General features: G+C 70.4%; 13 protein-coding genes and 1 pseudogene. 4 read left to right on the top strand and 10 right to left on the bottom strand.

The features are described from left to right. Positions 1–1088: 1088 nt before the first annotated feature. The 5 genes from ACFVIM_RS16040 to ACFVIM_RS16020 form a co-directional block, all read right to left on the bottom strand. Positions 1089–2378 carry a citrate synthase gene (locus ACFVIM_RS16040; RefSeq protein WP_384301503.1) on the bottom strand — a complete coding sequence of 430 codons (1290 nt, stop codon included), beginning with the start codon at positions 2376–2378 and terminating at the stop codon, positions 1089–1091. 264 nt (positions 2379–2642) lie between these two features. Beyond that, on the bottom strand, positions 2643–4850 hold the full coding sequence (locus tag ACFVIM_RS16035; protein WP_384301501.1) for an ATP-dependent RecD-like DNA helicase: 2208 nt from the start codon (positions 4848–4850) through the stop codon (positions 2643–2645). A 571-nt stretch (positions 4851–5421) separates the two neighbouring features. Then, positions 5422–6219, bottom strand: coding sequence for a sugar phosphate isomerase/epimerase family protein (locus ACFVIM_RS16030; RefSeq protein ID WP_384301499.1), 798 nt, complete (start codon positions 6217–6219; stop codon positions 5422–5424). 359 nt (positions 6220–6578) lie between these two features. Continuing rightward, complete coding sequence (locus tag ACFVIM_RS16025; RefSeq protein ID WP_384301497.1) at positions 6579–7748, bottom strand: dihydrodipicolinate synthase family protein; 1170 nt, start codon at positions 7746–7748, stop codon at positions 6579–6581. Further along, a complete protein-coding gene (locus tag ACFVIM_RS16020; protein ID WP_384301495.1) occupies positions 7745–8908 on the bottom strand; it encodes a Gfo/Idh/MocA family protein in 1164 nt (387 codons plus the stop codon). Before ACFVIM_RS16020 ends, ACFVIM_RS16025 begins: the two co-directional genes overlap by 4 nt. Positions 8909–9931: 1023 nt before the next feature. On the opposite strand from ACFVIM_RS16020, the gene ACFVIM_RS16015 reads away from it, so the two are divergent. Next, positions 9932–10990 carry a LacI family DNA-binding transcriptional regulator gene (locus tag ACFVIM_RS16015; RefSeq protein ID WP_384301493.1) on the top strand — a complete coding sequence of 353 codons (1059 nt, stop codon included), beginning with the start codon at positions 9932–9934 and terminating at the stop codon, positions 10988–10990. A 575-nt stretch (positions 10991–11565) separates the two neighbouring features. Continuing rightward, a complete protein-coding gene (locus tag ACFVIM_RS16010; RefSeq protein WP_384301491.1) occupies positions 11566–12357 on the top strand; it encodes a sugar phosphate isomerase/epimerase family protein in 792 nt (263 codons plus the stop codon). Between the two features lie 394 nt (positions 12358–12751). On the opposite strand, the gene ACFVIM_RS16005 is transcribed toward ACFVIM_RS16010, so the two are convergent. Beyond that, on the bottom strand, positions 12752–13681 hold the full coding sequence (locus ACFVIM_RS16005; RefSeq protein ID WP_384301489.1) for an EamA family transporter: 930 nt from the start codon (positions 13679–13681) through the stop codon (positions 12752–12754). Between the two features lie 106 nt (positions 13682–13787). On the opposite strand from ACFVIM_RS16005, the gene ACFVIM_RS16000 reads away from it, so the two are divergent. Beyond that, entirely contained in the window at positions 13788–14702 is a 915-nt protein-coding gene (locus ACFVIM_RS16000; RefSeq protein ID WP_384301487.1) for a LysR family transcriptional regulator, read from the top strand. A gap of 458 nt (positions 14703–15160) precedes the next feature. Beyond that, complete coding sequence (locus tag ACFVIM_RS15995; protein WP_384301485.1) at positions 15161–16993, top strand: glycoside hydrolase family 3 protein; 1833 nt, start codon at positions 15161–15163, stop codon at positions 16991–16993. A gap of 476 nt (positions 16994–17469) precedes the next feature. Here ACFVIM_RS15995 and ACFVIM_RS15990 read toward each other — a convergent pair whose 3' ends face one another. The 4 genes and pseudogenes from ACFVIM_RS15990 to ACFVIM_RS15975 form a co-directional block, all read right to left on the bottom strand. Beyond that, a complete protein-coding gene (locus tag ACFVIM_RS15990) occupies positions 17470–18921 on the bottom strand; it encodes a S28 family serine protease (protein WP_384301483.1) in 1452 nt (483 codons plus the stop codon). A gap of 292 nt (positions 18922–19213) precedes the next feature. After that, positions 19214–19645 (bottom strand): hypothetical protein, encoded by a 432-nt coding sequence (locus tag ACFVIM_RS15985; protein WP_384301481.1) that lies wholly within the window; start codon positions 19643–19645, stop codon positions 19214–19216. Positions 19646–20210: 565 nt separating this feature from the next. After that, positions 20211–23918 carry an ABC transporter ATP-binding protein gene (locus ACFVIM_RS15980; protein WP_384301505.1) on the bottom strand — a complete coding sequence of 1236 codons (3708 nt, stop codon included), beginning with the start codon at positions 23916–23918 and terminating at the stop codon, positions 20211–20213. A gap of 381 nt (positions 23919–24299) precedes the next feature. Next, positions 24300–24707, bottom strand: a pseudogene (locus tag ACFVIM_RS15975) (hypothetical protein); the annotation flags it as partial.

Genomic DNA, 24707 nt, shown 5'->3' with positions numbered 1-24707 from the left:
GCCAGTCACACACTGGCCGGGCGCGGCCGCGCGTACGCCAGGAATGCCGGGGACGGAGGGCCGCGGGCGGCCAGGTGGAGACAGGATGATCACCCGGACGCACGACGGCGCCCTGACGGTCACCCACGCCACCAAGATGGCGAGAAGATGACCAGAAGGCGGTCCGGACATGATCAGAGACAAACTTTTCGCACCTTCACCCCTGTCCCCGCCCACACATCCTCGCTAGCATCACCCCAGGTCAGCGCCGCGACCACCGTTCGACTTCTGGCCTTTTCGTCCGCCTTTGCGGCGAGGGGCACCCCTCCGGGGCAGGGCTTTCGGTGGCTACATGTGACGCACAAGACCTTCACAAGGAGACCTAGATCACAGATATTTGAGGGTAACCATTAGGGCTCCTCGTGAGTCTTAGTGGGCGATGCCAGGAACGTCTTGGGGGACGTTCATGGGATGTCTTGGGGGACATCCCAGGCAAGCGTTGGCCGGGGCACGTGCCCGGGGAGCTTTGAGCGGCCCTCCCGTGCGTACGTACCCCGGCAGACCGCGTGTGGAGCTATCGCTACCGCAGACACCCGGCCGGATCCCGTGGGGGGAATCCGCTCCGGGGATATGGGAAGCGCCCCGTTCGTCGACCCGTGGGGGGATCGGCGGCGGGGCGCTTTCGTATGTACGGCACGGTCGCCGGGCGCGGCCGCCATGAACCCGTCTTCGACGCCGGCCTCGCCCCCGCCGGAGCGATGACGTTCCGCCCCGTAGCGGTGACACAACGGAGTCAGTGCGATCCACGGCCCGCGAGAGGGCGCCGACCATTCACGAAAAGCGCGCCCGGAGGCCCTGAGGGCCGCTGGACGCGCCTTGAGACCCGCGCCGGATCCCCCGGAGGGGATGAGGCGGGCGTGGAACTGCACAGAGGCCACTGCGGGCGCGGAACGCGCGATGCCGCGCACCACGCCCCGCGTCGGCGGGGCCCTGTAGCCCTTCGCCCGCCGGGTGGGCACCATGGCCCGCCCGGAGGCGGAGGTGAGGGAGCCGAGGGGGGACCCCTCAGCGGGGCTCGGCGGGCCGGACCGGACCCGCCGGGGAGATCGTCAGCGGGCCTCGACCGGGACGAAGTCGCGCTCGACGACGCCCGTGTAGATCTGGCGCGGACGACCGATACGGGAGCCGGGCTCCTTGATCATCTCCTGCCACTGGGCGATCCAGCCGGGCAGTCGGCCGAGGGCGAAGAGCACCGTGAACATCTCGGTCGGGAAGCCCATGGCGCGGTAGATGAGTCCGGTGTAGAAGTCGACGTTCGGGTAGAGCTTGCGCTCGACGAAGTAGTCGTCGGAGAGCGCGTGCTCCTCCAGCTTCAGGGCGATGTCGAGGAGCTCGTCGGACTTGCCGAGCGCCGAGAGGACATCGTGGGCGGCCGCCTTGATGATCTTCGCCCGGGGGTCGAAGTTCTTGTAGACGCGGTGGCCGAAGCCCATCAGCCGGACGCCGTCCTCCTTGTTCTTCACCTTGCGGATGAAGGTGTCGACGTCGGCGCCGGAGTTGTGGATGCCCTGGAGCATCTCCAGCACGGACTGGTTGGCACCGCCGTGCAGCGGCCCCCACAGGGCCGAGATACCCGCGGAGACCGAGGCGAACATGTTGGCCTGCGAGGAACCGACGAGGCGGACCGTGGAGGTCGAACAGTTCTGCTCGTGGTCCGCGTGCAGGATCAGCAGCTTGTCGAGGGCGGCGACCACGACCGGGTCCAGGTCGTACTCCTGCGCGGGGACCGAGAAGGTCATCCGCAGGAAGTTCTCCACGTACCCGAGGTCGTTGCGCGGGTAGACGAAGGGGTGGCCGATCGACTTCTTGTAGGCGTACGCCGCGATCGTGGGCAGCTTGGCGAGCAGCCGGATCGTGGAGAGGTGGCGCTGCTTCTCGTCGAACGGGTTGTGGCTGTCCTGGTAGAAGGTGGACAGGGCACTGACGACCGAGGACAGCATGGCCATCGGGTGGGCGTCGCGCGGGAAGCCGTCGAAGAACCGCTTGACGTCCTCGTGCAGCAGCGTGTGCTGGGTGATCTCGCCCTTGAAGGCGGCCAGCTCGTCGACCGTCGGAAGCTCGCCGTTGATGAGCAGGTAGGCCACCTCAAGGAAGGTGGAGCGCTCGGCGAGCTGCTCGATCGGGTAGCCGCGGTAGCGCAGGATGCCCTGCTCACCGTCAAGGTAGGTGATCGCGGATTTATAGGCGGCCGTATTGCCGTAGCCGCTATCCAGGGTCACCAGACCGGTCTGGGCTCGGAGCTTCCCGATGTCGAAGCCCTTGTCACCGACGGTGCTCTCGACCACCGGGTAGGTGTACTCACCGTCCGCGTACCGCAGTACTACAGAGTTGTCGCTCACGTCATCCCTCACCGACGTAGTGCCTCTTCTTCGAGGTGCCCTGACTGTCTCTACCATCCCCCATTTGGCTCCGTAGAGTGCACTCGGGGTCGACTGTTGGGCCCTTTGGCGGCACTGAGTGCCGCCAACTAGCCCATCCTGCCCCGTTCGCCCTGATTCCGGAAGCCGGGGTGGCATTTCCCACCCCGGGACTGGCCTCCTTCCCTCGGCCGGGCGAGCCCGGGAGAGGGTCGGATTCACCCCCGGATCAGGCCGGACACACGATCAGACCCCAGCGAGCCGATGGTCGAGCGCGGTGCACCGTCTCCCGGCGGAGACCGTGCGGACCGCCTGACCGAGGGCCTTGCGGGAGCCGACCAGCACCACGAGTTTCTTGGCCCGGGTGACCGCCGTATACAGCAGATTGCGCTGAAGCATCATCCAGGCCCCGGTGGTGACCGGGATCACCACCGCCGGATACTCGCTGCCCTGGGAGCGGTGAATGGTCACCGCGTAGGCGTGTGCCAGTTCGTCCAGCTCATCGAAGTCATAGGGAACCTCCTCATCCTCGTCCGTCAGCACCGTCAGCCGCTGGTCATCAAGGGAGAGCGAGGTGACCACACCGACCGTGCCGTTGAAGACGCCGTTCCTGCCCTTCTCGTAGTTGTTCCTGATCTGCGTGACCTTGTCTCCAACGCGGAAGACCCGGCCACCGAAGCGCTTCTCCGCGAGATCGGGGCGGGCGGGCGAGATGGCCTGCTGGAGAAGGCCGTTGAGCGTGCCCGCGCCCGCCGGACCCCGGTGCATGGGCGCCAGCACCTGGATGTCACGCCGGGGATCAAGCCCGAATTTGGCTGGAATTCTTCGCGCCGCCACATCCACGGTGAGCCGCCCGGCGTCCTCCGTCTCCTCCTCGACGAAGAGGAAGAAGTCGGAGAGACCCGACGTGAGCGGCTGCTGACCGGAGTTGATCCGGTGCGCGTTGGTGACGACGCCCGACTGCTGGGCCTGGCGGAAGATCCGCGTCAGCCGCACCCTCGGTACCGGACCGCCCTCGGCGAGCAGATCTCTCAGCACCTCGCCCGCGCCCACACTGGGCAACTGGTCCACATCGCCCACCAGCAACAGATGCGCCCCGGGCGCGACCGCCTTCACCAGCTTGTTGGCAAGCAGCAGATCCAGCATCGACGCCTCATCGACCACCACCAGGTCCGCGTCGAGCGGACGGTCACGGTCATAGGCGGCGTCACCGCCCGGCTTCAGCTCCAGCAGCCGGTGCACGGTGGACGCCTCAGCTCCGGTCAGCTCGGAGAGCCGCTTCGCGGCGCGCCCGGTGGGAGCGGCGAGGACCACCTTGGCCTTCTTGGCGCGGGCCAGCTCCACCACCGAGCGGACGGTGAAGGACTTCCCGCAGCCCGGGCCGCCCGTCAGGACGGCGACCCGGCTGGTGAGCGCCAGCCTGACCGCCGCCTCCTGCTCGGGTGCCAGCTCGGCGCCCGTACGATCGGCAAGCCAGGCCAGCGCCTTGTCCCAGGCCACGTCCTGAAACACCTGAAGCCGGTCCTCCGGCGCATGGAGGAGCCGTCTCAGCTGGCCCGCGAGCGATATCTCGGCGCGGTGGAAGGGCACCAGGTACACAGCGGTGACCGGATCGCCACCGTCCGGAGCGGGCACCTGCTCGCGGACGACTCCCTCCTCCTCCGCCGCGAGTTCACCGAGGCAGTCGATGACCAGGCCGGTGTCCACCTGGAGCAGCTTGACCGCGTCGGCGATCAACCGCTCCTCAGGCAGGAAGCAGTGCCCTTGATCGGTCGACTGCGACAACGCGTACTGAAGTCCGGCCTTCACTCGCTCGGGGCTGTCATGCGGTATCCCCACCGACTGGGCGATCTTGTCAGCGGTGAGGAAGCCGATGCCCCAGACATCCGCCGCCAGCCGGTAGGGCTGGTTCTTCACGACCGAGATCGACGCGTCCTCGTACTTCTTGTAGATCCGCACCGCGATGGAGGTGGAGACGCCGACCCCCTGGAGGAAGACCATGACCTCCTTGATCGCCTTCTGTTCCTCCCAGGCCGTACCGATCAGACGGGTGCGCTTGGGCCCGAGGCCGGGTACCTCGATCAGGCGCTTCGGCTCGCCCTCGATGACATCGAGGGTGTCGACGCCGAAGTGGTCCACGATCCGCTCGGCGATCCTCGGGCCGATCCCCTTGATCAGCCCCGAACCGAGATAGCGGCGTATGCCCTGGACGGTGGCGGGAAGGACCGTCGTGTAGTTCTCCACCGTGAACTGCTTGCCGTACTGCGGATGCGAGCCCCAGCGGCCCTCCATGCGCAGCGACTCGCCCGGCTGGGCACCGAGCAGCGAGCCGACCACCGTGAGGAGCTCGCCGGAGCCACGACCCGTGTCCACACGCGCGACCGTGTACCCGTTCTCCTCATTGGCGTAGGTGATCCGCTCAAGGACCCCTTCGAGCACTGCCAGATTGGACATGCACCGACGCTACCCCCGAGGTCCGACAACCCGCTCAGCCTGTGGACAACTCTCCGGCAGTGGGAGCGCTGGAGGCGAAGACCGAGGAGGCCCGGCCATCACGGCCGGGCCCCTCCTATCCCCCCTCAAGACTCTCCGTTTCCCCCCCAGGAATCCCCCCCGAGAGCCTTGATGACAGGTACGACTCGCGTCCGCCGTGAAGGGTTGTACCGCCGGGGGCGACAATTTTCACTCCCGGCCTTCGCGCTCCGTACGCTGGACTCTTTCCCTCTCGTACGCTCGCCTCTCCTGCCGTCCCTCCGCCTTCTTCCCGCTCTTCCCTCCCGTCCCGCGTCCGAGGTTCGCGAGGGTCTCTCCTTCTCCGCAGGGGCTTCTCCACACGGGTTTCCTCACCCCGGCTTCCCCACACGGGCCGGGCGGGGCATTCGATCCGTTCAGTACGACTCAGTACGACTCAGTACGATCTGGTGCGAATTGTCATGAGTTGATACGGGCGTGGGATCCGCGAGAGGGGAACCTGGGCGCGGTCAGGAGTCGTGTCGCGTCCGTGAGATACCGGACCGGGCGGCCGTCACCAGGCGTGGGTGGTGAACCGTTCCACGGTCTCGGCCAGGACGGTCTCGCCGTCCCGGGCCCAGAGGTCCTCGTTGAAGAGTTCCACTTCGATCGGTCCCCGGTAGCCCGCGTCATCCACACGGCGGCGCCACGCCCGCAGATCGATCGACCCATCACCGAGTTGCCCCCGGCCGTTCAGCACACCCGCCGGCAGAGGAGTGGTCCAGTCGGCGAGCTGGAAGGCATGGATACGCCCGGCCGCGCCCGCACGCGCCACCGCCGCCGGGGCGGTCTCGTCCCACCAGACGTGGTAGGTATCCACCGCCACCCCCACCTCGGTGGCCGAGAATCGCTCCACGAGGGCCAGCGCTTGAGCGAGGGTGGAGACAACACAGCGGTCCGCCGCGAACATCGGGTGCAGAGGCTCGACCGCCAGCCGCACGCCGCGTTCCCCCGCGTACGGGGCGAGCACCGCGAGAGCGTCCGCGATCCGTTCCCGGGCCCCGGCCAGATCGCGACTACCTGCGGGAAGCCCGCCGGAGACCAGGATCAGAGTGTCCGTTCCAAGCGCCGCGGCCTCGTCGACGGCGGCCCGGTTGTCGTCGAGGGCACGGGCACGGAGGCCAGAGTCCTCGGCCGTGAGGAAGCCGCCTCGGCAGAGGCTGGTGACGGTGAGCCCAGCGTTCCGGACGAGGGTGGCCGCCGCGACGAGACCGTACGAGAGGACGGGTTCACGCCAGAGTCCCACGGCGGGAACTCCCTGACGGAGGCAGGCGTTGATCAGGGCAGGCAGGGACAGTTGCCGCACCGTCATCTGGTTGACGCTCAGGCGGTCCCGCCCTGGGGGAAGAGTCGAGCGCGTGGAGTCGAGCGCGCTCCTTGCGCGGGCCGCGCCCGCTGTGTCCGTAGCGTCCGTCGTGTGCGTGGTGTCCGCCGCAGTCCGCGGGGACAGGCGTCCCGCGGAGTCCGACGGTACCGGCGACGACAGTGTGCCCGCATATGTGTCTGTATCAGATGAGATGTCGGTCGTCTCCCTCGTGGCGGTACCCAACGTGGCCGTTTCCGTCGTGGCCCTGTCCTTCGGCGTTACCGGGAGCGCTGGAGCCCAGGCCGGGTGTGTCCGCGAAGGTCGCGGGAGCGCGAGGGCGGGGATCGGGGGTGTCGGCGGAGGTGTCACGCATCGACTCCATAGACGGTGAGGAGGGAGCGCATACGGGCCTCCGCTCGATCGGGGTCCGGGAAGAGACCAAGGGTGTCCGCCCCCTCGTAGGCACGCGCGAGATGCGGGAGTGAGCGGGCGGACTGAAGGCCGGAAACCATCGCGAAGTGCGACTGGTGCCCGGCGAGCCAGGCCAGCAGCACAACGCCCGTCTTGTAATAGCGGGTCGGTGGTTCGAAGAGCAGACGGGAGAGGTCGACGGATGGATCGAGCCGGGAGTGGAACTCCTCGGTGTCCCCCGCGTCCAGGGCATGGACCGCGTGGGCGGCGAGCGGGGCCAGGGGGTCGAAGACACCGAGCAGCGCGTGGCTGAAGCCATGCTCATCGCCCGCGATCAGCTCGGGATAGTGGAAGTCATCACCGGTGTAGCAGCGCACACCGGAGGGGAGCCGTCGCCGCAGGGCAATCTCGCGCCCCGCGTCGAGCAGAGAGATCTTGACGCCGTCGACCTTGTCCGCGTGGTCGGCGACGAGCTGGAGGAAGGTGGTGGTCGCGCGGGAGACGTCAGAGCTGCCCCAGTAGCCGTGGAGCGCGGGATCGAACATGGGGCCGAGCCAGTGCAGGATCACCGGCTCACGGGCCTGCCGGAGCAGCTCTCCATAGAGATGGAGATAGTCCTCGGGTGCCCGGGTGGCCGCCGCGAGGGCACGGGAGGCCATCAGGATCGGCTGGGCCCCGGCCTCCTCGACGATCGCGAGCTGCTCCTCGTACGCCTGGCGGATGGCGGCGAGGCCAGCCGGTCCGGTGAGGTGGTCGGTGCCGACACCACTGGCGATCCTGCCGCCGACGGATCGCGCGGCCGCGGCCGAGCGCCGGATCAGCTCCGCTGCCGTGGACCAGTCGAGGCCCATGCCGCGCTGGGCGGTGTCCATGGCCTCCGCCACGGCCAGACCGTGTGACCACAGGTGGTGGCGGAAGGCGAGGGTGGCGTCCCAGTCCAGGACGGCGGGAGCTCCGGGACTGGGGTCGGCACAGGGATCGGAGACGACATGCGCGGCGGCGAAGACCGTGCGGGAGAGGAGGTGGTCAGATGAACGCGAGCGCCGGGTGAGGAACGGGGCGGGCTCGGACCTGGGGGTGTAGGCGCGAAGCCGACCGGAGACGTCCGGCAGGCGGAGGGTCACGGTTCCAGCTCCGGCACGCTCAGTCGGCGGCCCTCCTGAGAGGAACGCAGACCGAGTTCCGCGAGCTGGACGCCTCGTGCGCCCGCCATGAGGTCCCAGCCGTAGGGCTCACCGAGGACGACATGGCGCAGGAACAAGGCCCACTGAGCCTTGAAACCATTCTCGAACTCGGTGTTGTCGGGGACCTCCTGCCACTGCTCCCGGAAGGACTCCGTCGCGGGCAGGTCGGGGTTCCAGACGGGCTTGGGCGTGGCCGAGCGGTGCTGTACACGGCAGTGGCGCAGGCCCGCGACCGCCGAGCCATGGGTGCCGTCGACCTGGAACTCCAGCAGCTCGTCGCGCATCACCCGGACCGCCCAGGAGGAGTTGATCTGGGCCACGGCACCACTGTCGAGTTCGAAGACGGCGTAGGCGGAGTCGTCGGCGGTTGCCGCGTAGGGCTTTCCCCGCTCGTCCCAGCGACGGGGGATATGCGTGGTGACATGGGCGTTCACGCTGGTGACACGGCCGAACAGCTCATGCAGGACGTACTCCCAGTGCGGGAACATGTCGACGGTGATCCCACCGCCGTCCTCGGCCCGATAGTTCCAGGAAGGGCGCTGCGCGGCCTGCCAGTCTCCCTCGAAGACCCAGTATCCGAACTCACCTCGCACGGAGAGGATGTCGCCGAAGAAACCACCTGTGATCAGTCGTTTCAGCTTGAGAAGACCCGGCAGGAAGATCTTGTCCTGGACCACCCCGTGGCGGACGCCCGCCGCGGTGGCGAGACGGGCCAGTTCCAGGGCGGAGGAGAGGTCGGGGGCCGTGGGCTTCTCGGTGTAGATGTGTTTCCCCGCCGCGATGGCGCGCTGGAGGGCGGGGACACGAGCGGAGGTGATCTGTGCGTCGAAGTAGATGTCCACCCGCCCGTCCGGGCTGTCGTCGGCGAGGACGGCGTCGAGATCGGTCGACCAGCGGGCCAGACCGTGGCGTTCCGCGAGGGCGCGCAGGACTGGTTCACGACGGCCGACCAGGACGGGTTCGGGCCACAGGGTGTCGCCGTCGCCGAGGTCGAGTCCGCCCTGGTCTCGAATGGCCAGGAGGGAACGCACCAGGTGCTGGCGGTATCCCATCCTCCCTGTGACGCCGTTCATGGCGATCCGCACGGTCCGGCGTGTCACGAAGCTGCCTCCAGGGTTTCGGCGGACTCCAGCTCTTCGGGGTGGTTGCGCCTCGGGGCGCTCTTGGAAACACGTCTCGGGGGACATGAGTTCTCGGATGTCGTGGGCTCACGGGTGCGGCCAGGCCACAGGTCGGATCAGGCCGGGTGCTGAGGGTGAGTCAGCCTGTCGGGACGGCAGTCCGTCGTCGCTCGGTTGGGCGCGTCGGCTCGACTGGGGCGACGCGTTGGCCCGGTTCGGCACATTGGCTCGCCTGGTGCGGTGCGCGCGGTGTGTTGGATTGGGCTGGGTCGGATTGGAGGTGTCGTCGGCTTGGCCGGGGGCTCGGCTTCGCCCAGCGGGGTGGGGCATCGGGAGAGTCCGGGCGCTCGGCCCTGTCGAGGTCCCGCCGGGGTCTGTATGGGTCTGTATGGGCCTGTCGGGGGCTTCATCCTGGGCTGGTCCTCGTGCTGGTCGTCCCGTGGCGTCCCGTGGCATCTCGGGCGGCACGAGGTTCGGTGGTGGGCTGCCGAGGGGGCTTCTCGACGCTCCAACTGGCCTCACAGCGGCGGCCGGGCCGCTCGGGCGGCTGTCGATGGCTGGACGATTCCGGGGAGTGCCGATCAAGGGGCTGCTGGTGGACGGACCCGCCATCAGGTGGTGGCGGCCAGGATGAGAGCGGAGGACGGGGAGCGCGGAGAACCCGAAGGACGGTGGTGTGTCGGGGGGGGCGCCCGGCTGGGCTGCGGCCGGAGGTCGAGTGCGGTGGGGTGCGGTCATTCGTCGTACCGGCAGTGACAGGACAGAGGGTGCCAGGACAGACGGTGAAGGGAGAGGAGGTGGAGAGAGAAGTGGTGACGCGGGAGGCTTCGCCGGACGCCGGTGAGCTGAGGGGGCGGATGGGGCGGGTGTGGCGCACTGGGCGGGTTCGCCGAGGAGCCAGGGCTGGACAGACCAGCAGCAAGCGCTTTCTAAACGCTATGACGCTAGCCTGCCGACAGCAGCTCGGACAAGGGTCCAGGCCCGTCTCCCCGGAGGAAAGCGATGACAGTCACCCTGGCGGATGTCGCGGCGCGCGCCCGGGTGTCCCCGGCCACGGTATCCCGGGTACTCAACGGCAACTACCCGGTCGCGGCGGCGACACGAGAGCGCGTGCTGCGGGCGGTCGAGGAGTTGGACTACGTCCTGAACGGCCCGGCGAGTTCGCTGGCGGCGGCGACGTCGGATCTTGTCGGAATACTCGTCAACGACATCGCCGACCCCTTCTTCGGGATCATGGCGGGGGCGGCACAGACCGAGATCGGCGGACAGGAGGGATCCGGGCGGGCGGGCGGGGAGAAGCTCGCCGTCGTCTGCAACACCGGAGGTTCGCCGGACCGGGAGCTGACCTATCTGACGCTGTTGCAGCGACAGCGGGCGGCGGCGGTGTTGCTGACCGGTGGAGCCCTGGAGGATCCGGTGCATGTGGCCGCCATCGCGGCCAAGCTGCGCAAGCTCTCGGACGCCGGGACCAAGGTGGTGCTGTGTGGACGGCCACCGATGCCGGGCGAGTCGGCGCTGGCGGCGCTGACGTTCGACAACCGGGGTGGGGCGAGGGCCCTGACGGAGCATCTGGCCGGGCTCGGGCACCGGGTGATCGGCTATGTGGCGGGCCCGCGGGAGCGGACCACCACCCGACACCGGCTGGAGGGGCACCGTGAGGCGCTCGCCGCGGCCGGGGTGCGGGGGAGCCAGGACCGGCTCACCGTCCATGGCCCCTATGACCGTCAGTCGGGCTATGACGCGGCTGTCGAGCTGCTACGGCGGGAGCCGGAGCTGACCGCCATCATCGCCGCGAACGACACCGTGGCCCTGGGCGCCTGTGCCGCGCTCAGGGACCGGGGGCTGCGGATCCCCGACGATGTCTCGGTGGCGGGCTTCGACGACCTGCCGTTCTCGGTGGACGCCGTTCCAGCGCTGACGACGGTGCGACTGCCGCTGTACGAGGCGGGCGCACGGGCGGGGCGGCTCGCGATGGGCAACGAGCCACCGCCGCCCGGAGGCATCGCCCGGATCGACGGTGAGCTGATGGTGCGGGGATCGACCGGCGCTCCGCGGGAGTAGTCACGGGAGTGCGCGCTGGACCATCGCCCGCCCGGGTGGGCGGGTGGAGTTCCGTCAGCGGGTGACGCGTGGGCCCGGTCCCCGGTGGAAGCGGCGGAGTACGGAGGGTCTGAGGGCTCCCGTTCCCGGCGATCTGGGCGATGGGGCCGAGGGGATGGCTTCGGCGGGGGCGAGGTGTGCCGAGGCCGTGGTGTCAGAATCCCGCCTGGCCCACGACGCCCGGCGCGGCCCCGGACCCTGTGGCCCGGGAGGCGGCGCCCCGGGCGGAGCCTGGGGAGTGCCCCCGGCGCCGGACACGCAGGCCCCTCCCTCCGGACTCGTCCGAGGGGAGGACGGCGCCATGGTGACGACACGACCTACGGGCGACGGGGGCTGAGGGCGTGTTCACGGCACGTCGGCCAGGGAGGGCGTGGCGGAGCCCGGGGCTCCGTGGTTCGGAGTCGGCGGCCACATGGAGGGCCGTCTCCCGTGGAGGTGGGGACGGCGGTACGGCCGGGTAGCCGAGAGAGGGTAAGGGCGGGTGCCCCGGTCGTGTCCAAGGGCCCGCTTGGCGAAATGAGGAATGGGAGGTTCGGATGAGGTTCGCCTTCTCGACGCTCGGTGTGCCGGGGATGCCTGTCCGGGAAGTCGCCGCGCTCGCCGCCGACTGTGGATATGAGGGAGTGGAGCTGCGGGCCGCACCGGATGAACCGGTTCACAGGGGGACCGGGCAGCCGGAGCGGGCGCAGGCGGTCAAGGAGTTCGAGCGGGCCGGGGTACGGGTACTCGCGGTCTGCGGGTATACCGGGCTGGGCACCGAGGGCGATGACGCGCCCGTACTCCAGGAGATCGGGGAACTGCTCTGGCTCGCCCGCGATCTGGGCGCCCCGTTCGTGCGGGTCTTCCCCGGTGGTGAGGGCCAGCAGCCGTCCGCCGTGGAGGAGACCGCCGCGCGCAGGCTGGGCCTGGCGGCGGAGACGGCGGCGGGGCTGGGGGTGCGCCTCCTGGTGGAGACCCATGACTCCCATCGGACCGGCGCCCAGGTCTCCCGGATGCTGGGCCCGGTGGGTCACCGTCACGCTGGGGCCATCTGGGATGTGGTGCACCCCTGGCTGGAAGGTGAGGAGCCCCCCGCCGCGTATGCCGCGCTCGCGCCATTCCTCGGGTATGCGCAGGTCAAGGATGTGGCGTCACGGCAGGACCTGGCGCCGCTGCCGCTGGGCGCCGGTGTGCTGCCGCTCGCGGAGTGTCTCGCGTTGCTGCCGTCGTCGTCCTGGGTGAGCTGGGAGTACGAGAAGCGCTGGCATCCGGAGGCGGCGGATCTGCCGGGGCTGCTGGTGCCGGGCCGGAAACATCTGGAGGGGTTGCTGGCCCCGTCCGGCTCATAGGGAGCAGTTCATCGGGGACCGGTTCAATGGGGACCGGTTCAACGGGGACCGGTTCAACGGAGGACCGGTTCAACGGAGGACCCTGTTCATAGATGAGATGAGAAGGGGTGTGCCCGTCGGCTTCTCGGCGGTCTCTCCCCGGGCGTATGAGTCACCGCCGCTCGCCCTTCCGAGCGGGCTCACGGAGGGGCGGGGCAGCTGCGGCCCGGTAGCCCGGCCACCAAGCCGCCCGACCGTGCCAACCCACCCGGCCGCCGCCCCAAGCCACACGGCCGCCACCCAAGCCCCCCGACCGTGCCAACCCACCCGGCCGCCGCCCCAAGCCACCCGGTGGCCCGGTCGGGCTCCGGTCGGCGCGATGGGGCGACGCCGGTCTCCTGAGGGCTTGGCCGTCTCAGTGGCGTACGGCGCCGACAGGGGGAGGGCCGGCCGGGGTGGGGGCGCCAGGGGGTGGGATCGGCTTCGTACGCGTACGGGAAGGGAGAGAGGTCAGGGCGACGCCGGCGACCAGGAGGAGGGCGGCGAGAAGGCGCAGGAGGGTGAGGGGCTCGGAGCGGAAGAGGGCGGCCGAGGACATCCCGAAGACGGGCACCAGCAGGGCGAAGGGAGCCACCGAGGAGGCCGGGTAGCGCTGGAGGAGCGCCGACCAGGCACCGAAGCCGAGCACCGTGGAGACCCAGGCCACGAAGACCACGGCGCCCGCGGTCCCCCAGTCGACGCCCCGCAGTGCGTCGAGGTCGGCACGCGGCCCCTCGAAGATCAGGGAGAGAACGAGCAGCGGCAGCACCGGGACGGTGCAGACCCAGACCATGAAGTTCATCGCGTCCGGGGCGGCCGCCTTGCGGGTGAGCACATTGGACACCCCCCAGCAGACGGCGGCGGCGAGCACCAGGACGAAGCCCAGCAGCGGCCCGGAGGCGCCCGCGTCCACGGCGGCGAGCGCGATCCCGCCCAGTGCGACCGTCATGCCGAGCAGTTGGACCGGGCGGGGGCGTTCGGCCAGGAAGACGGCGGCGATCAGCGCCGTGAAGACCGCCTGGATCTGGAGGACGAGCGAGGAGAACCCCGCGTCCATCCCGATGTCCATCCCGATGAAGAGCAGCCCGAACTTCCCCACCCCCAGCGCCAGTCCCACCCCGATGATCCACTTCCAGGCGACCTTCGGCCGACCGACCAGGAACACCGCGGGCACGGCCGCGACCAGGAACCGCAGTGCGGAGAAGAGCAGCGGCGGGAAGTGGTCGAGGGCGATCTCGATGACGACGAAGTTCACCCCCCAGACGGCGGCGACGGTGACGGCGAGGGCGATATGGGCGGGGCGCATGGATCGAGCATCGCCGCATCGATCATGTAGCACTAGCGAAGGTTTCTTCAGGGTGGGATTTAGCGCTGCTTATGCTTAAGAGGGCGAGAGAAGCGGAGGAGCGGACATGCTCGACCTGGGACGGTTGCGGGCGCTGCACGCGGTGTCCCTGCACGGTTCGGTGGCGGCGGCGGCCGAGGCGCTCGGATACACGCCCTCGGCCGTATCCCAGCAGATCACCAAGTTGGAGCGGGAGACCAGGACCACCCTGCTGGAGCGACGGGGGCGGGGCGTGGCCCTCACCGACGAGGGCCTCCATCTGGCCGCCACGGCGGCGGAGCTGCTCGCCATCGTCGAGCGGGCCGAGACCACCCTGGAGGAGCGGCGCGGGCACCCCACCGGGATGCTGACGATCGCCGCCTTCCCGTCGGCGGCGCGCGGACTGATGCCCGGGGTACTCGCGGAGCTGGCCCGGCGCCACCCCGCCCTGGATGTGCGGCTCAGCGAGGTCGACCCCCATCTCTCCGTGGATCAGGTGGCCCGGGGGACCACGGATCTCGCCGTCGCCCATGACTGGGACATCGCGCCGCTCCCCGCTCCCGAGGGAGTGGAGACGGCCTGGATCGGCGATGACATCTGCGATCTGGCCGTGCCCGTGGGCCATCGGCTGGCGGATGGCGGCGGGCCCGTGACCCAGGACGACCTCAAGGGTGAACGGTGGATCTGCCAGCCGCCCGGCCGGGTCTGCCATGACTGGCTGGTCCGTACGGTGCGGGCGGCGGGCCACGAGCCGCTGTTGGCCCATCAGGCGGAGGAGATCCCCACTCAGCTGGCGCTCGTGAGTGCCGGGCTGGGCATCGCGGTGGTGCCACGGCTGGGGCGGGGGGTGCTGCCGGAGGGGGTGGCGGTGACGATGGTGGAGCCGGTGCCCCGGCGGCGGTTGTACGCGGTGTGGCGGGCCGGAGTGACGCGGCGGCCGGCCGTGCGGGCGGCGGTGGAACTGCTGCGGGAGCGGTTCCACGCGATGCGCGGGGAGGCGTGAGGGCCGGTCGCCCTCAGTTTCAGTTGTTGCTGAAGAGACGGGTGAGGGGGAGGCAACCTGGAGGTGAGGTTCGCCGTCTCATGGGGCAGCCCCACCGAGTGGGTCCGCAGCGTGGGTTCCGCTGGGCCGCCCTGTGCGGACCGGGCGGTTCCCTACTCCCGTCCGCTGTGGTCGCTGGGGTCGCCGCCACCGGTGCCTCCCCCTCCCGGCGGTACCGGTGGCGGAAGCCCCGGCCCGCCTCCGTGCCGGTAGCCCCCGCCCGCTTCCTCACGGGTATCCCCGGCCCCGCTTCCGGGGCCTTCCTCATTTCGGGCCTATCAGGCCGTACCGGTGATCTTTCAGAAGGTGTTGGTGTTACCCGCCGGGACCCCCTTGACCTGGAAGTTATCTTCCGGTTATCCGTTTGTCCTTGGCAGTTTCCTTCAACTCCTTTGCCGTAAAAGGCCGGAAGGATCACCATGCGCGACTGGAGTCTGTCCAGACGTACCGTCATCGCCGCCACCGCGACGGCGGCCGCCGCCGTGAGCGTGGGTTCGGCGCCCCTGGCCCAGGCCGCGGGCGCGAAGACCCGGCGGGGTGAGAAGTACCTGCGGAACCTCATCGACGAGATGAGTCTGGAGGACAAGGTCGGACAGCTGTTCTCGACCTATGTCTATGGGCGTTCGGCCCTCACCCCCGCGCCCGAGCACGAGGCGCTGAACCTGCGTGACCACGGTGTCCGTAACGCGGTCGAGCTGGTCACCAAGTACCGCCTCGGCGGCATCCTCTATTTCAACTGGTCCCAGAACATCGGCGATCCGTACCAGATGGCGCGGTTCTCCAACGATCTCCAGCGCACCGGACTGGGGCTTCCCAGTCGCGTACCGCTGCTGCTCTCCATCGACCAGGAGCACGGCGGGATCGTCACCCGTATCGGCAAGCCCGCCACCCAGCTTCCGGGGGCCATGGCGCTGGGTGCGAGCGGTTCGCGCTCGGACGCGCGCAACGCCTCGTATATCGCCAACGCGGAGCTGGCGGCGATGGGCATCCTCAACAACTTCGCGCCCGTCGCCGACATCAATGTCAACCCGGCCAACCCGGTGATCGGGATCCGTTCCTTCGGTTCGGACGCCCAGGCGGCGGCCCGGCTGGTCGCCGCGCAGGTCAAGGGGGCGGGCAGCGCCGGGGTCGCGGCCTGCGCCAAGCACTTCCCCGGGCACGGCGACACCAGCGTCGACAGCCACACCGGTCTGCCGCTGATCACCCACACCCGGGAGGAGTGGGAACGGATCGACGCCCCGGCCTTCAAGGCCGCCATCGACGCGGGCATCGACTCGATCATGACGGCGCATATCCAGTTCCCGGCGCTGGACCCGACCAATGACCCGGCCACGCTCTCCCACCCGATCATCACCGGCATCCTCCGCGGTGAGCTGGGCTTCGACGGGATGATCGTGACCGACGCCCTCAATATGAAGGGCGTACGGGAGAAGTACGGCGACGCGCGTGTCCCCGTGCTGGCCCTGAAGGCGGGCTGTGACCAGCTGCTCTTCCCGCCCGACATCGACCTGGCCTGGAACGCGGTCGTCCAGGCGGTCAAGGACGGCGAGCTGACGGTCGCCCGGATCGAGGAATCGGTCCTGCGGATCCTTCGTCTCAAGGACAAGCTGGGGCTCCTCCAGGACCCGTATGTCACCACCCGGGACGTGGAGCGGACGGTCGGCGTCCGTAAGCATCTGACCGCCGCCGAGGACATCGCGAGCCGGACCACCACCCTGCTGGTCAACGAGCGCGGCACCCTGCCGCTCCACCGCCGCCGGGACCGCGATGTGCTGGTCGTCGGCGCCGCTCCGGCCTCCCCCACCGGCACCGACGCGGCCGCCACCGCCTTCCTGGCGGACACCCTCACCGGCTACGGCTTCCGTACGGTGAACCTGACCACCGGCACCGCCCCGACCGCGCTCCAGATCGAACAGGCGGTCGCGGCGGCCGAGGGCCAGGACGCGGTGATCGTCACCACCCACAATGTCTCCGCCACCAGCGCCCAGCGCACCCTCGTGGCCCGGCTGGTCGCCACCGGGGTCCCGGTGATCACCCTGGCTGTCCGCAACCCCTACGACATCTCCCGTTTCGAAGGCGTCGCCGCCTCCCTGGCCTCCTACGGCTGGACCGAGGTCGAACTCCGCGCCGCCGCCAAGGTGATCGCCGGCCGGGCCACCCCCAAGGGCCGTCTCCCCGTGCCGGTCCCGCGCGCCGACGACCCGACGAAGGACCTCTTCCCGATCGGCCACGGTCTGTCGTACAGCCGCTGACCGTACGGAGGAGTACAGGAGGGACGCGACGGCCGTACGGAGGTGAGGTGCGGCCGGAGTGAGCACACCAGGCGGGGACGCGGGCCGCGTTCGCACGACGCGGCGGCGGCTGAGCGGAACCGGGTCGTACGCCGTGCCACCCCGAGCCACCAGCGGCCCCTGGGAGACCAGGGACGCACGGGGGCTCACCGACCGGGGTGGCCGGATGGCCGGATGGCCGCAAGCGCGAGGGAACGGTACGAGGGCCCGGCTCAGGACGGACGCGAGCCAGGGCCCACGGGCCGGATGAGCCCACCCGCACCCCCACCCCCACACCCCCGCGCACACACCCGCGCGACCCGCACCCGCACCCCCACCCGCACGCACACGCGCCCGCACGCCCGCACGCCAAGAGGGCCGCCCCCGCCGCGTGATGCGGCGAGAACGGCCCTCGGGACGGCTCCGGGGAGCCGGTGCGACGCGGTGCGCCGTCAGCGTCAGGGACGCAGGCTCCGCTCGCGCATGAGCTCCTTGCGGTCCTGCTTGTCCAGCTTGGCGTCGAAGCGGGCCAGCGGCTTGGCCTTCTTGACGGCGGCCGGGGCCACGCCCGCCCACTTCAGGATGGAGGCGGTGGCGGCGGCACGGTCGGCGGCGGCCAGACCGGCCACGTTGGCACCGTGGTTGGCGCCGGGCGCGACGTAGACATGGCTGTCACGGTTGCCCTTGCCGACCCGGAACGGCTCCGAGCTCCACGGGTCGTTCTCGCCGTTGACGAACATCATCTGGCGGCCGTGGCTGCGCACCCACTGGTCGACGTCCTTCATGGCGCCCGCCTTGAAGGTCATCGGGATGGAGCGCGGCACGAAGTTGCGCGGCGGCTGGTAGCCGTAGCGGCTCAGACCCTTGAGGTGGGGCTGGGAGATGGTGGGCGCGCCCAGCTCCGTACCGGCCTGGTAGTAGTACGGCGTGTACGGGGTCAGGCCCTGGTCGGTGTAGAAGGAGAAGCCCGCGATCGAGTCGATCGTGTTCCACAGCTCCTGGTCCGTCGCGGTCTTGGCGACCGGGATGGAGTCGCAGTCGGAGGCCAGGCTGTACTGCCAGAAGCCCCAGGCGAAGTCCAGGACGGTGGCCTCGTAGGCACGGTCCAGCGTGCCGACGGTGGTGAAGGTGTAGCCGTTGTCCTTGGCGAACTGGGTGTAGATCTTCTTCAGCGCGGTGCGGCGGATCAGCGCCTCGCGCTCGATGTTGTTCAGCTTGGTGCGGCACTCCTGGGTGCCGACGGTCGCGAAGAACTTGTCGTACGCCTTGTCCTTGTCGTTCTTCGTGTCGTTGGGGGCGACATAGGCGACGACGCCGTCCATGTCACGCGGGTAGAAGCGCTCGTAGTACGTGGCGGTCATCCCGCCCTTGGAGCCGCCGGTGGAGAGCCACTTCTTGCCGTAGATCTTCTTCAGCGCGGTGTGGATCCGGTGCTGGTCGCTGGCGGCCTGCCAGATGTCCAGCTTGGTCCAGTCGGCCGGGCTGGGGCGGGACGGCGTGAAGAATCGGTACTCCATGGAGACCTGGTTGCCGTCGATGATCGCCGTGGGCTCGCTGCGGCGCGGGTTGGTGTTCAGCCCGTAGCCGGAGGTGAAGAAGACGGTGGGGCGGGCCACGTCCTTGTGCAGCAGGGTGATCCGCTGCTGGAAGGTGCCCTTGGACGGCTTGCGGTGGTCCACGGGCTGGGTGTAGTTGAGGACGAAGAACCGGTAGCCCGGATAGGGCTTCTCCTCGATCAGGCTCATGCCCGGTATCGCGAGAATCTGGTCCTTGATGTCCGCGGTGACGGCCGTGACCGCCGCGGGGGCCGCCTGCTCGGCGGCGGTCGCCGCACCTGCCGTGGCACCGGTCGCACCCACGGTGCCGATAAGCATCGCGAGCGGCAACGCTCCTGTGAGCGCCTTGCGCATGAACCCTCCCCTGAAATTTCACTGGTTCGCGGTGAACCTAGCCGGGCCAGGGCCCGCACCGCCAGACCCCCGGGCGAAGTGGTTCTGCCGGACCGGGATCGGATGACGGGACGTGTCACCAGCTCAGAGCGGGTACGAGAGGTCGGGCGCGAGTCCCTGGCACCCCCGCGGAGGCGCTCGCGCACAGCCCCGCCGACGACGCGTCGACGGCCCGTGGGCACCGCGCCCGCGGCTCCTCGGCGCCCCCACGACAGGCTCTTCGACGGCCCCTCGGCGACTCCTCAACGGGCCGTCAGCAGAGGATCCAGCCTGTGGAACCCCCGCCTCCGGCCACCTTCCCGGAAGCACGGACACAGCGGTTGAGGGCGTGCACGGTGACCGGACCGGCGTAACGGGTGAAGCGGCCCGACTCCGCCCGCGCGTGCCCACCGCGCGGCTGGATCGAGACGGACATGGCGCGGCGCGGCCCGGGACGGGCGGCGACGGTCATCGCGCACGCGGACGTCCGCGACTTGTAGACCCGCAGTTGTCCGGTGGAGAAGGAGACGACCTTGGCCAGGCGGCCCGAGCACATCGCGGCGGAGGAGACCGGGGTACCGGCGCGGGGTGCCGCCGAGACGGGCGCGGCGGAGGCGGTCGGAACACCGGGGCTGAGGACGCCGAGTCCGCCGACGGCCATCAGGACGGCGAGGAACGGGACGAGCACCAGTCGCCGGGCGCGCACGGCCCGTCCGGGAGCCTGGCCGCGCGAAACCCCCGCCACCCGCCCGGCATCAGATCCGTAACCCCGCCCAGAACCAGATCCGTAACCCCGCCCGGAACCATAAACGGAACCACGCCCGGAACCGCAACAGGAACAAGAACTGGAACCAGGACCGGAACAAGAGTCCGGTCCGGAACAGGAACCGGAATCAGGGACGCGCCCCGGGTCGAAGCCCCGGCCCCCGCCGCGAACACCCCCGTACCCGCCCGGCTCCCGGTGCGCGACACCCGGCCCCGTACCCGCCCCGCGTCCCGCCGTCCGTCCGGGTGCCGCTCTCCCACTGAGCGCCATGGCGATCCTCTCCCCTGGTCGTGTGCGCCGTACGTGCGTACGTACGACGCCTTGGGGCGACCGCTTGGTTGTCCACACGGAGCACTCTTAACGGGCCCCGTCCCACTGGTAGCCGCGCACACATCCGGGGGCCCGGCGTCCGCGCCCGGCACCCTTCACCGCCGTATCGGCCCACTCACGCTCGTACCGGCCCGTACGCCGCCGTACCAACCCATACACCGCCGCGCCACCGGACTCACACCCGTACCGACACACCCTCGCCCTCGCCCTCAGCCTCGTCCTCGCCGACGAAGGTGCGCCACAGCGTCGCGTAGCGGCCGTCGCGGGCGAGCAGTTCGGTATGGGTCCCGTCCTCCGCCACCCGGCCGTCGGCCATCACGATCACCCGGTCGGCGCGGGCGGCCGTGGTGAGCCGGTGGGCGACGACAAGGGTGGTGCGGCGGCCGGTGAGCCGTTCGGTGGCCTGGTTGACCTGGGCCTCGGTGGCGAGGTCGAGCGCGGCGGTGGCCTCGTCCAGCAACAGCACATCGGGGTTGACCAGTTCGGCGCGGGCGAGCGCGATCAGCTGCCGCTGCCCGGCGGAGAGGTTCCGGCCGCGCTCGGTGACCGCGTGGAGGTAGCCGCCGTCGAGGGTCGCGACCATGTCATGGGCGCCGACCGCGCGGGCGGCGGCCTCCACCTCGGCGTCCCCGGCCCCGGGCCGCCCGTACGCGATGGCGTCCCGGACGGTCCCCGCGAACAGGTACGCCTCCTGCGGCACCACGCCCAGCCGGTGCCGGTAGGCGGTGATGTCCAGCGCCCGCAGGTCCTCGCCGTCGACGGTGACCCGGCCGCGCGTCGGGTCGTAGAACCGGGCGACCAGCTTGACCAGCGTGGACTTGCCCGCGCCGGTCTCGCCGACGAAGGCGACCGTCTGCCCGGACGGTATCCGCAGGTCTATGCCGCGCAGCGCCTCCTCCTCGCCCTGGTAGGCGAAGCCGACCTCCTCGAAGGCGATCTCGCCGCGCAGCCGCTCCACGGTGACGGGCCGGCGCGCCGGGGCGGTGGAGGCGGGCTCGGCGAGCAGCTCCTGGATCCGCCGCAGCGAGACGGCGGCCTGCTGGTAGCCGTCGAAGACCTGGGAGAGCTGCTGGACGGGGGCGAAGAAGAGGTCGATATAGAGGAGGTAGGCCACCAGCGCGCCGGTGGTGAGGGTGCCCGCCTCGATCCGGCCCGCGCCGACGATGATCACGGCCGCGGCGGCCACGGAGGAGAGCAGCTGGACGAAGGGGAAGTAGACCGAGATCAGCCACTGGCCCCGGGTCCGGGCCTGGCGGTAGCTGTCGCTGCCCGCCGCGTACCGCTCGTTGCCCGCGCCCTCGCGGCGGAACGCCTGGACCACCCGGAGCCCGGCGACGGTCTCCTGGAGTTCGCTGTTGACGACGGCGACGCGCTCGCGGGCGAGTTCGTACGCCTTCACGGTCTGCTGGCGGAAGAAGTACGTACCGATGATCAGCACCGGCAGGGTGGCGAAGACGACGAGCGCGAGCTGGACGTCGATCACCAGCAGCGCGACCATGATCCCGAAGAAGGTGACGACGGAGACGAACGCGGTGACCAGACCGGTCTGGAGGAAGGTCGAGAGCGCGTCGACGTCGGTCGTCATCCGCGTCATGATCTTGCCGGTCAGCTCACGCTCGTAGTAGTCGAGACCGAGCCGCTGGAGCTGGGCGAAGATCCGCAGCCGGACCGAGTAGAGCACGCGCTCGCCGGTACGGCCGGTCATCCGGATCTCGCCGGTCTGCGCCAGCCACTGGATGATCACGGTGACGAAGGCGAACGCGGAGGCGGCCCAGACCGCGCCGAGGGCGGCCTGTTCCACACCCTGGTCGATGCCGTGGCGGATCAGCACCGGCAGCAGCAGCCCGGCGCCCGCGTCGATCGCGACCAGCAGCAGACTCAGCCCGAGCGCGCCCCAGAAGCCGCGCAGCAGCATCCGCAGCCTGCCCGCGTCCGCGCCGGTGGACCCGGCGCCCAGGGCGCGGGCCTCGTCCACGTCCGGGGTGTCGTCGGCCGGGGGCAGGGCGGCGACCTGGGCGAGGAGTTCGGGAGTGGCGCCGGGTTCGGCGCGTTCCGGCAGGTCGGCGCGCTCCCACAGCCGGGGGGTGAGCCCGCGTTCGGCGTCGAACTCGGCGTCCAGTTCGTCCCGTACGGTCCGGTCCTCGTCCGGCTCGGGAACGGCGGCCGGGAGATGGCCGGGCGAGACGCCGCCCAGTTCGTCCGGGTCGGTCAGGAGCGCGCGGTAGAGCGCGGACCGCGCGGTCAGCTCCTCGTGGGTGCCGATGTCGGCCAGCCGCCCGCCGTCGAGGACGGCGATCCGGTCGGCGAGGTTGAGGGTGGAGCGGCGGTGGGCGATCAGCAGCGTGGTGCGCCCGGCCATCACCGAGCGCAGGGTCTCGTGGATCTCGTGCTCCACCTGGGCGTCGACGGCCGAGGTGGCGTCGTCCAGCAGGAGGAGGCGGGGGTCGGTCAGCAGGGCGCGGGCGAGCGCGAGGCGCTGGCGCTGGCCGCCGGAGAGGGTGAGGCCCTGCTCGCCGACCGCGGTGTCATAGCCCCGGGGCAGCTCGGTGATGAAACGGTCCGCCTGGGCGGCGCGCGCGGCCGCCTCGATCTCCTCGTCGGTGGCGCCCGGCCTTCCGTACGCGATGTTCGCGCGGATCGTGTCCGAGAAGAGGAAGCTGTCCTCCGGCACCAGCCCGATCGCCGAACGCAGCGAGCTCAGGCTCAGCTCGCGTACGTCATGACCGCCGACCAGCACCGCGCCCGACGTCACGTCGTAGAAGCGGGGCAGCAGCAGCGCCAGGGTGGACTTGCCGCTGCCGGAGGCGCCGACGACCGCGACCGTCTCGCCCTCGCCGATCTCCAGCGAGAAGCCGTCCAGGACGGGCCGCTCCTGGTCGTAACCGAAGGTGACCGCGTCGAACTCCACCGTCGCGGGCGCGGCGGCGGGCAGCTCCTTCGTGCCGTCGCGCAGGGTCGGCTCGGTGTCGATCAGCTCCAGCACCCGCTCCACGCCCGCGCGGGCCTGCTGGCCGACGGTGAGCACCATCGCGAGCATCCGGACCGGGCCGACGAGCTGCGCCAGATACGCCGAGAAGGCGACGAACGTCCCGAGGGTGATCTCACCCCGGGTGGCGAGCCAGCCACCGAGCGCCAGCATGGCGACCTGGCCGATGGCGGGCACGGCCTGGAGCGCCGGGGTGTAGCGGGAGTTCAGCTTGACCGTGCGCAGCCGCCCGGCGAAGAGCCCGCGGCCCGCGGCGCGGAGCTTGGCGCTCTCCTGCTCCTCCTGGCCGAAGCCCTTGACGACCCGGACCCCGGAGACCGCGCCGTCCACGACGCCCGCCACATCGGCGGCGCGGCTCTGGGCGTACCAGGTGGCGGGGTGGAGCCGGGTACGGCTGCGGCGGGCGATCCACCACAGCGCGGGCGCGACGGCGACGGCGACCAGGGTCAGCGGCAGCGAGAGCCACGCCATGATCACCAGCGAGACCAGGAAGAGCAGGATGTTCCCGATGGTCATCGGGAGCATGAACAGCAGGCCCTGGATCAGCTGGAGGTCACTGGTGGCACGGCCGATGACCTGCCCGGTGGACAGCTCGTCCTGGCGGCGGCCGTCGAGCCGGGTGATCGTCGCGTACATCTCGGTCCGCAGGTCGTGCTGGACGTCGAGGGCGAGCCGGCCACCGTAGTAGCGGCGCAGATAGGTGAAGACGTAGACGACGACGGCGGCGGCTATCAGCAGGCCGGTCCAGACGGCGAGCGAGCGGGTCCTGTCACCGACCACATCATCGATGACGACCTTGGTGATCAGCGGGACGAGGGCCATGACGCCCATACCGGCGAGGGAGGAACCGAGCGCGATGATCACATTGCGGCGGTAGCGCCAGGCGTAGCCGGTCAGCCGACGGGCCCAGCCGCGCTGGGCGGGCGCGGCGGGCCGCTCCGGAGCCCGGTCCGTTGTCCGGTCCGCCGCCTGTTCCGCCGCCTGTTCCGTCGCCCGTTCCTCAGGTTCCGCTGGTTTCGCCGCCACGTGGTGCCTCCCGTTTCTCACCTGTCCCGCCGGAAGGCACCAACGCGATACGCAGCGCATTTCATCCCGCCGCAACAATCGGGGCGGCGAGTCGCGGGGGCGCTGGGAGCATGAGAGGCGCGCCTTCGGGCGCGCAGGGGGCGCGCGCCGGGGGACGAGCGCGGGCGCCAGGGCGATGTGCCCCGACACCTCGCCGGCGGTCCGTTCCCTCCCGTACGCGAGGGAACGAGCCGCACCGGGAACAGCGTCGCCCTACCTCAGCACCGGGCCCGCGTCCCGGGCGGCGCGCTCCGGCGTCGCCGGGATGGACTCCTGCGGGACGGCGGGCGGGACGAAGGCGGTACGCGCCGGGGCGGTCGGGTTGAGGGCCTTGTGGATGGCGCGGGCGACGGCCTGGATGGTGTTCACCCCGTCCTTCATCTCCTTGTTGTCATGGGTGAGGACGGTCAGGGTGGTGTCGTGGCCATGGCCGGTGAAAGCGCCGATGCTGTGGACCCGCCACCCCTTGGTCGCACGCGGCACCCAGCCGTTCTTGACGTGCACGGTCGCGGTGGCGGGCACCCCGGCCGGGGTGCCCCAGCGCTGGTCGGGGACGACCTGGTTCATCAGCTTGAGGGCGTAGGCGCGGTTGGCGTCCGTCAGGACGGCGTTCTTGAGGGT

This window comes from Streptomyces sp. NPDC057638, assembly GCF_042800315.1.
Classification (GTDB): Bacteria; Actinomycetota; Actinomycetes; order Streptomycetales; family Streptomycetaceae; genus Streptomyces.
Note: the sequence above shows the minus strand (reverse complement) of the source record. Positions and strands in the feature narration are given on the sequence as shown.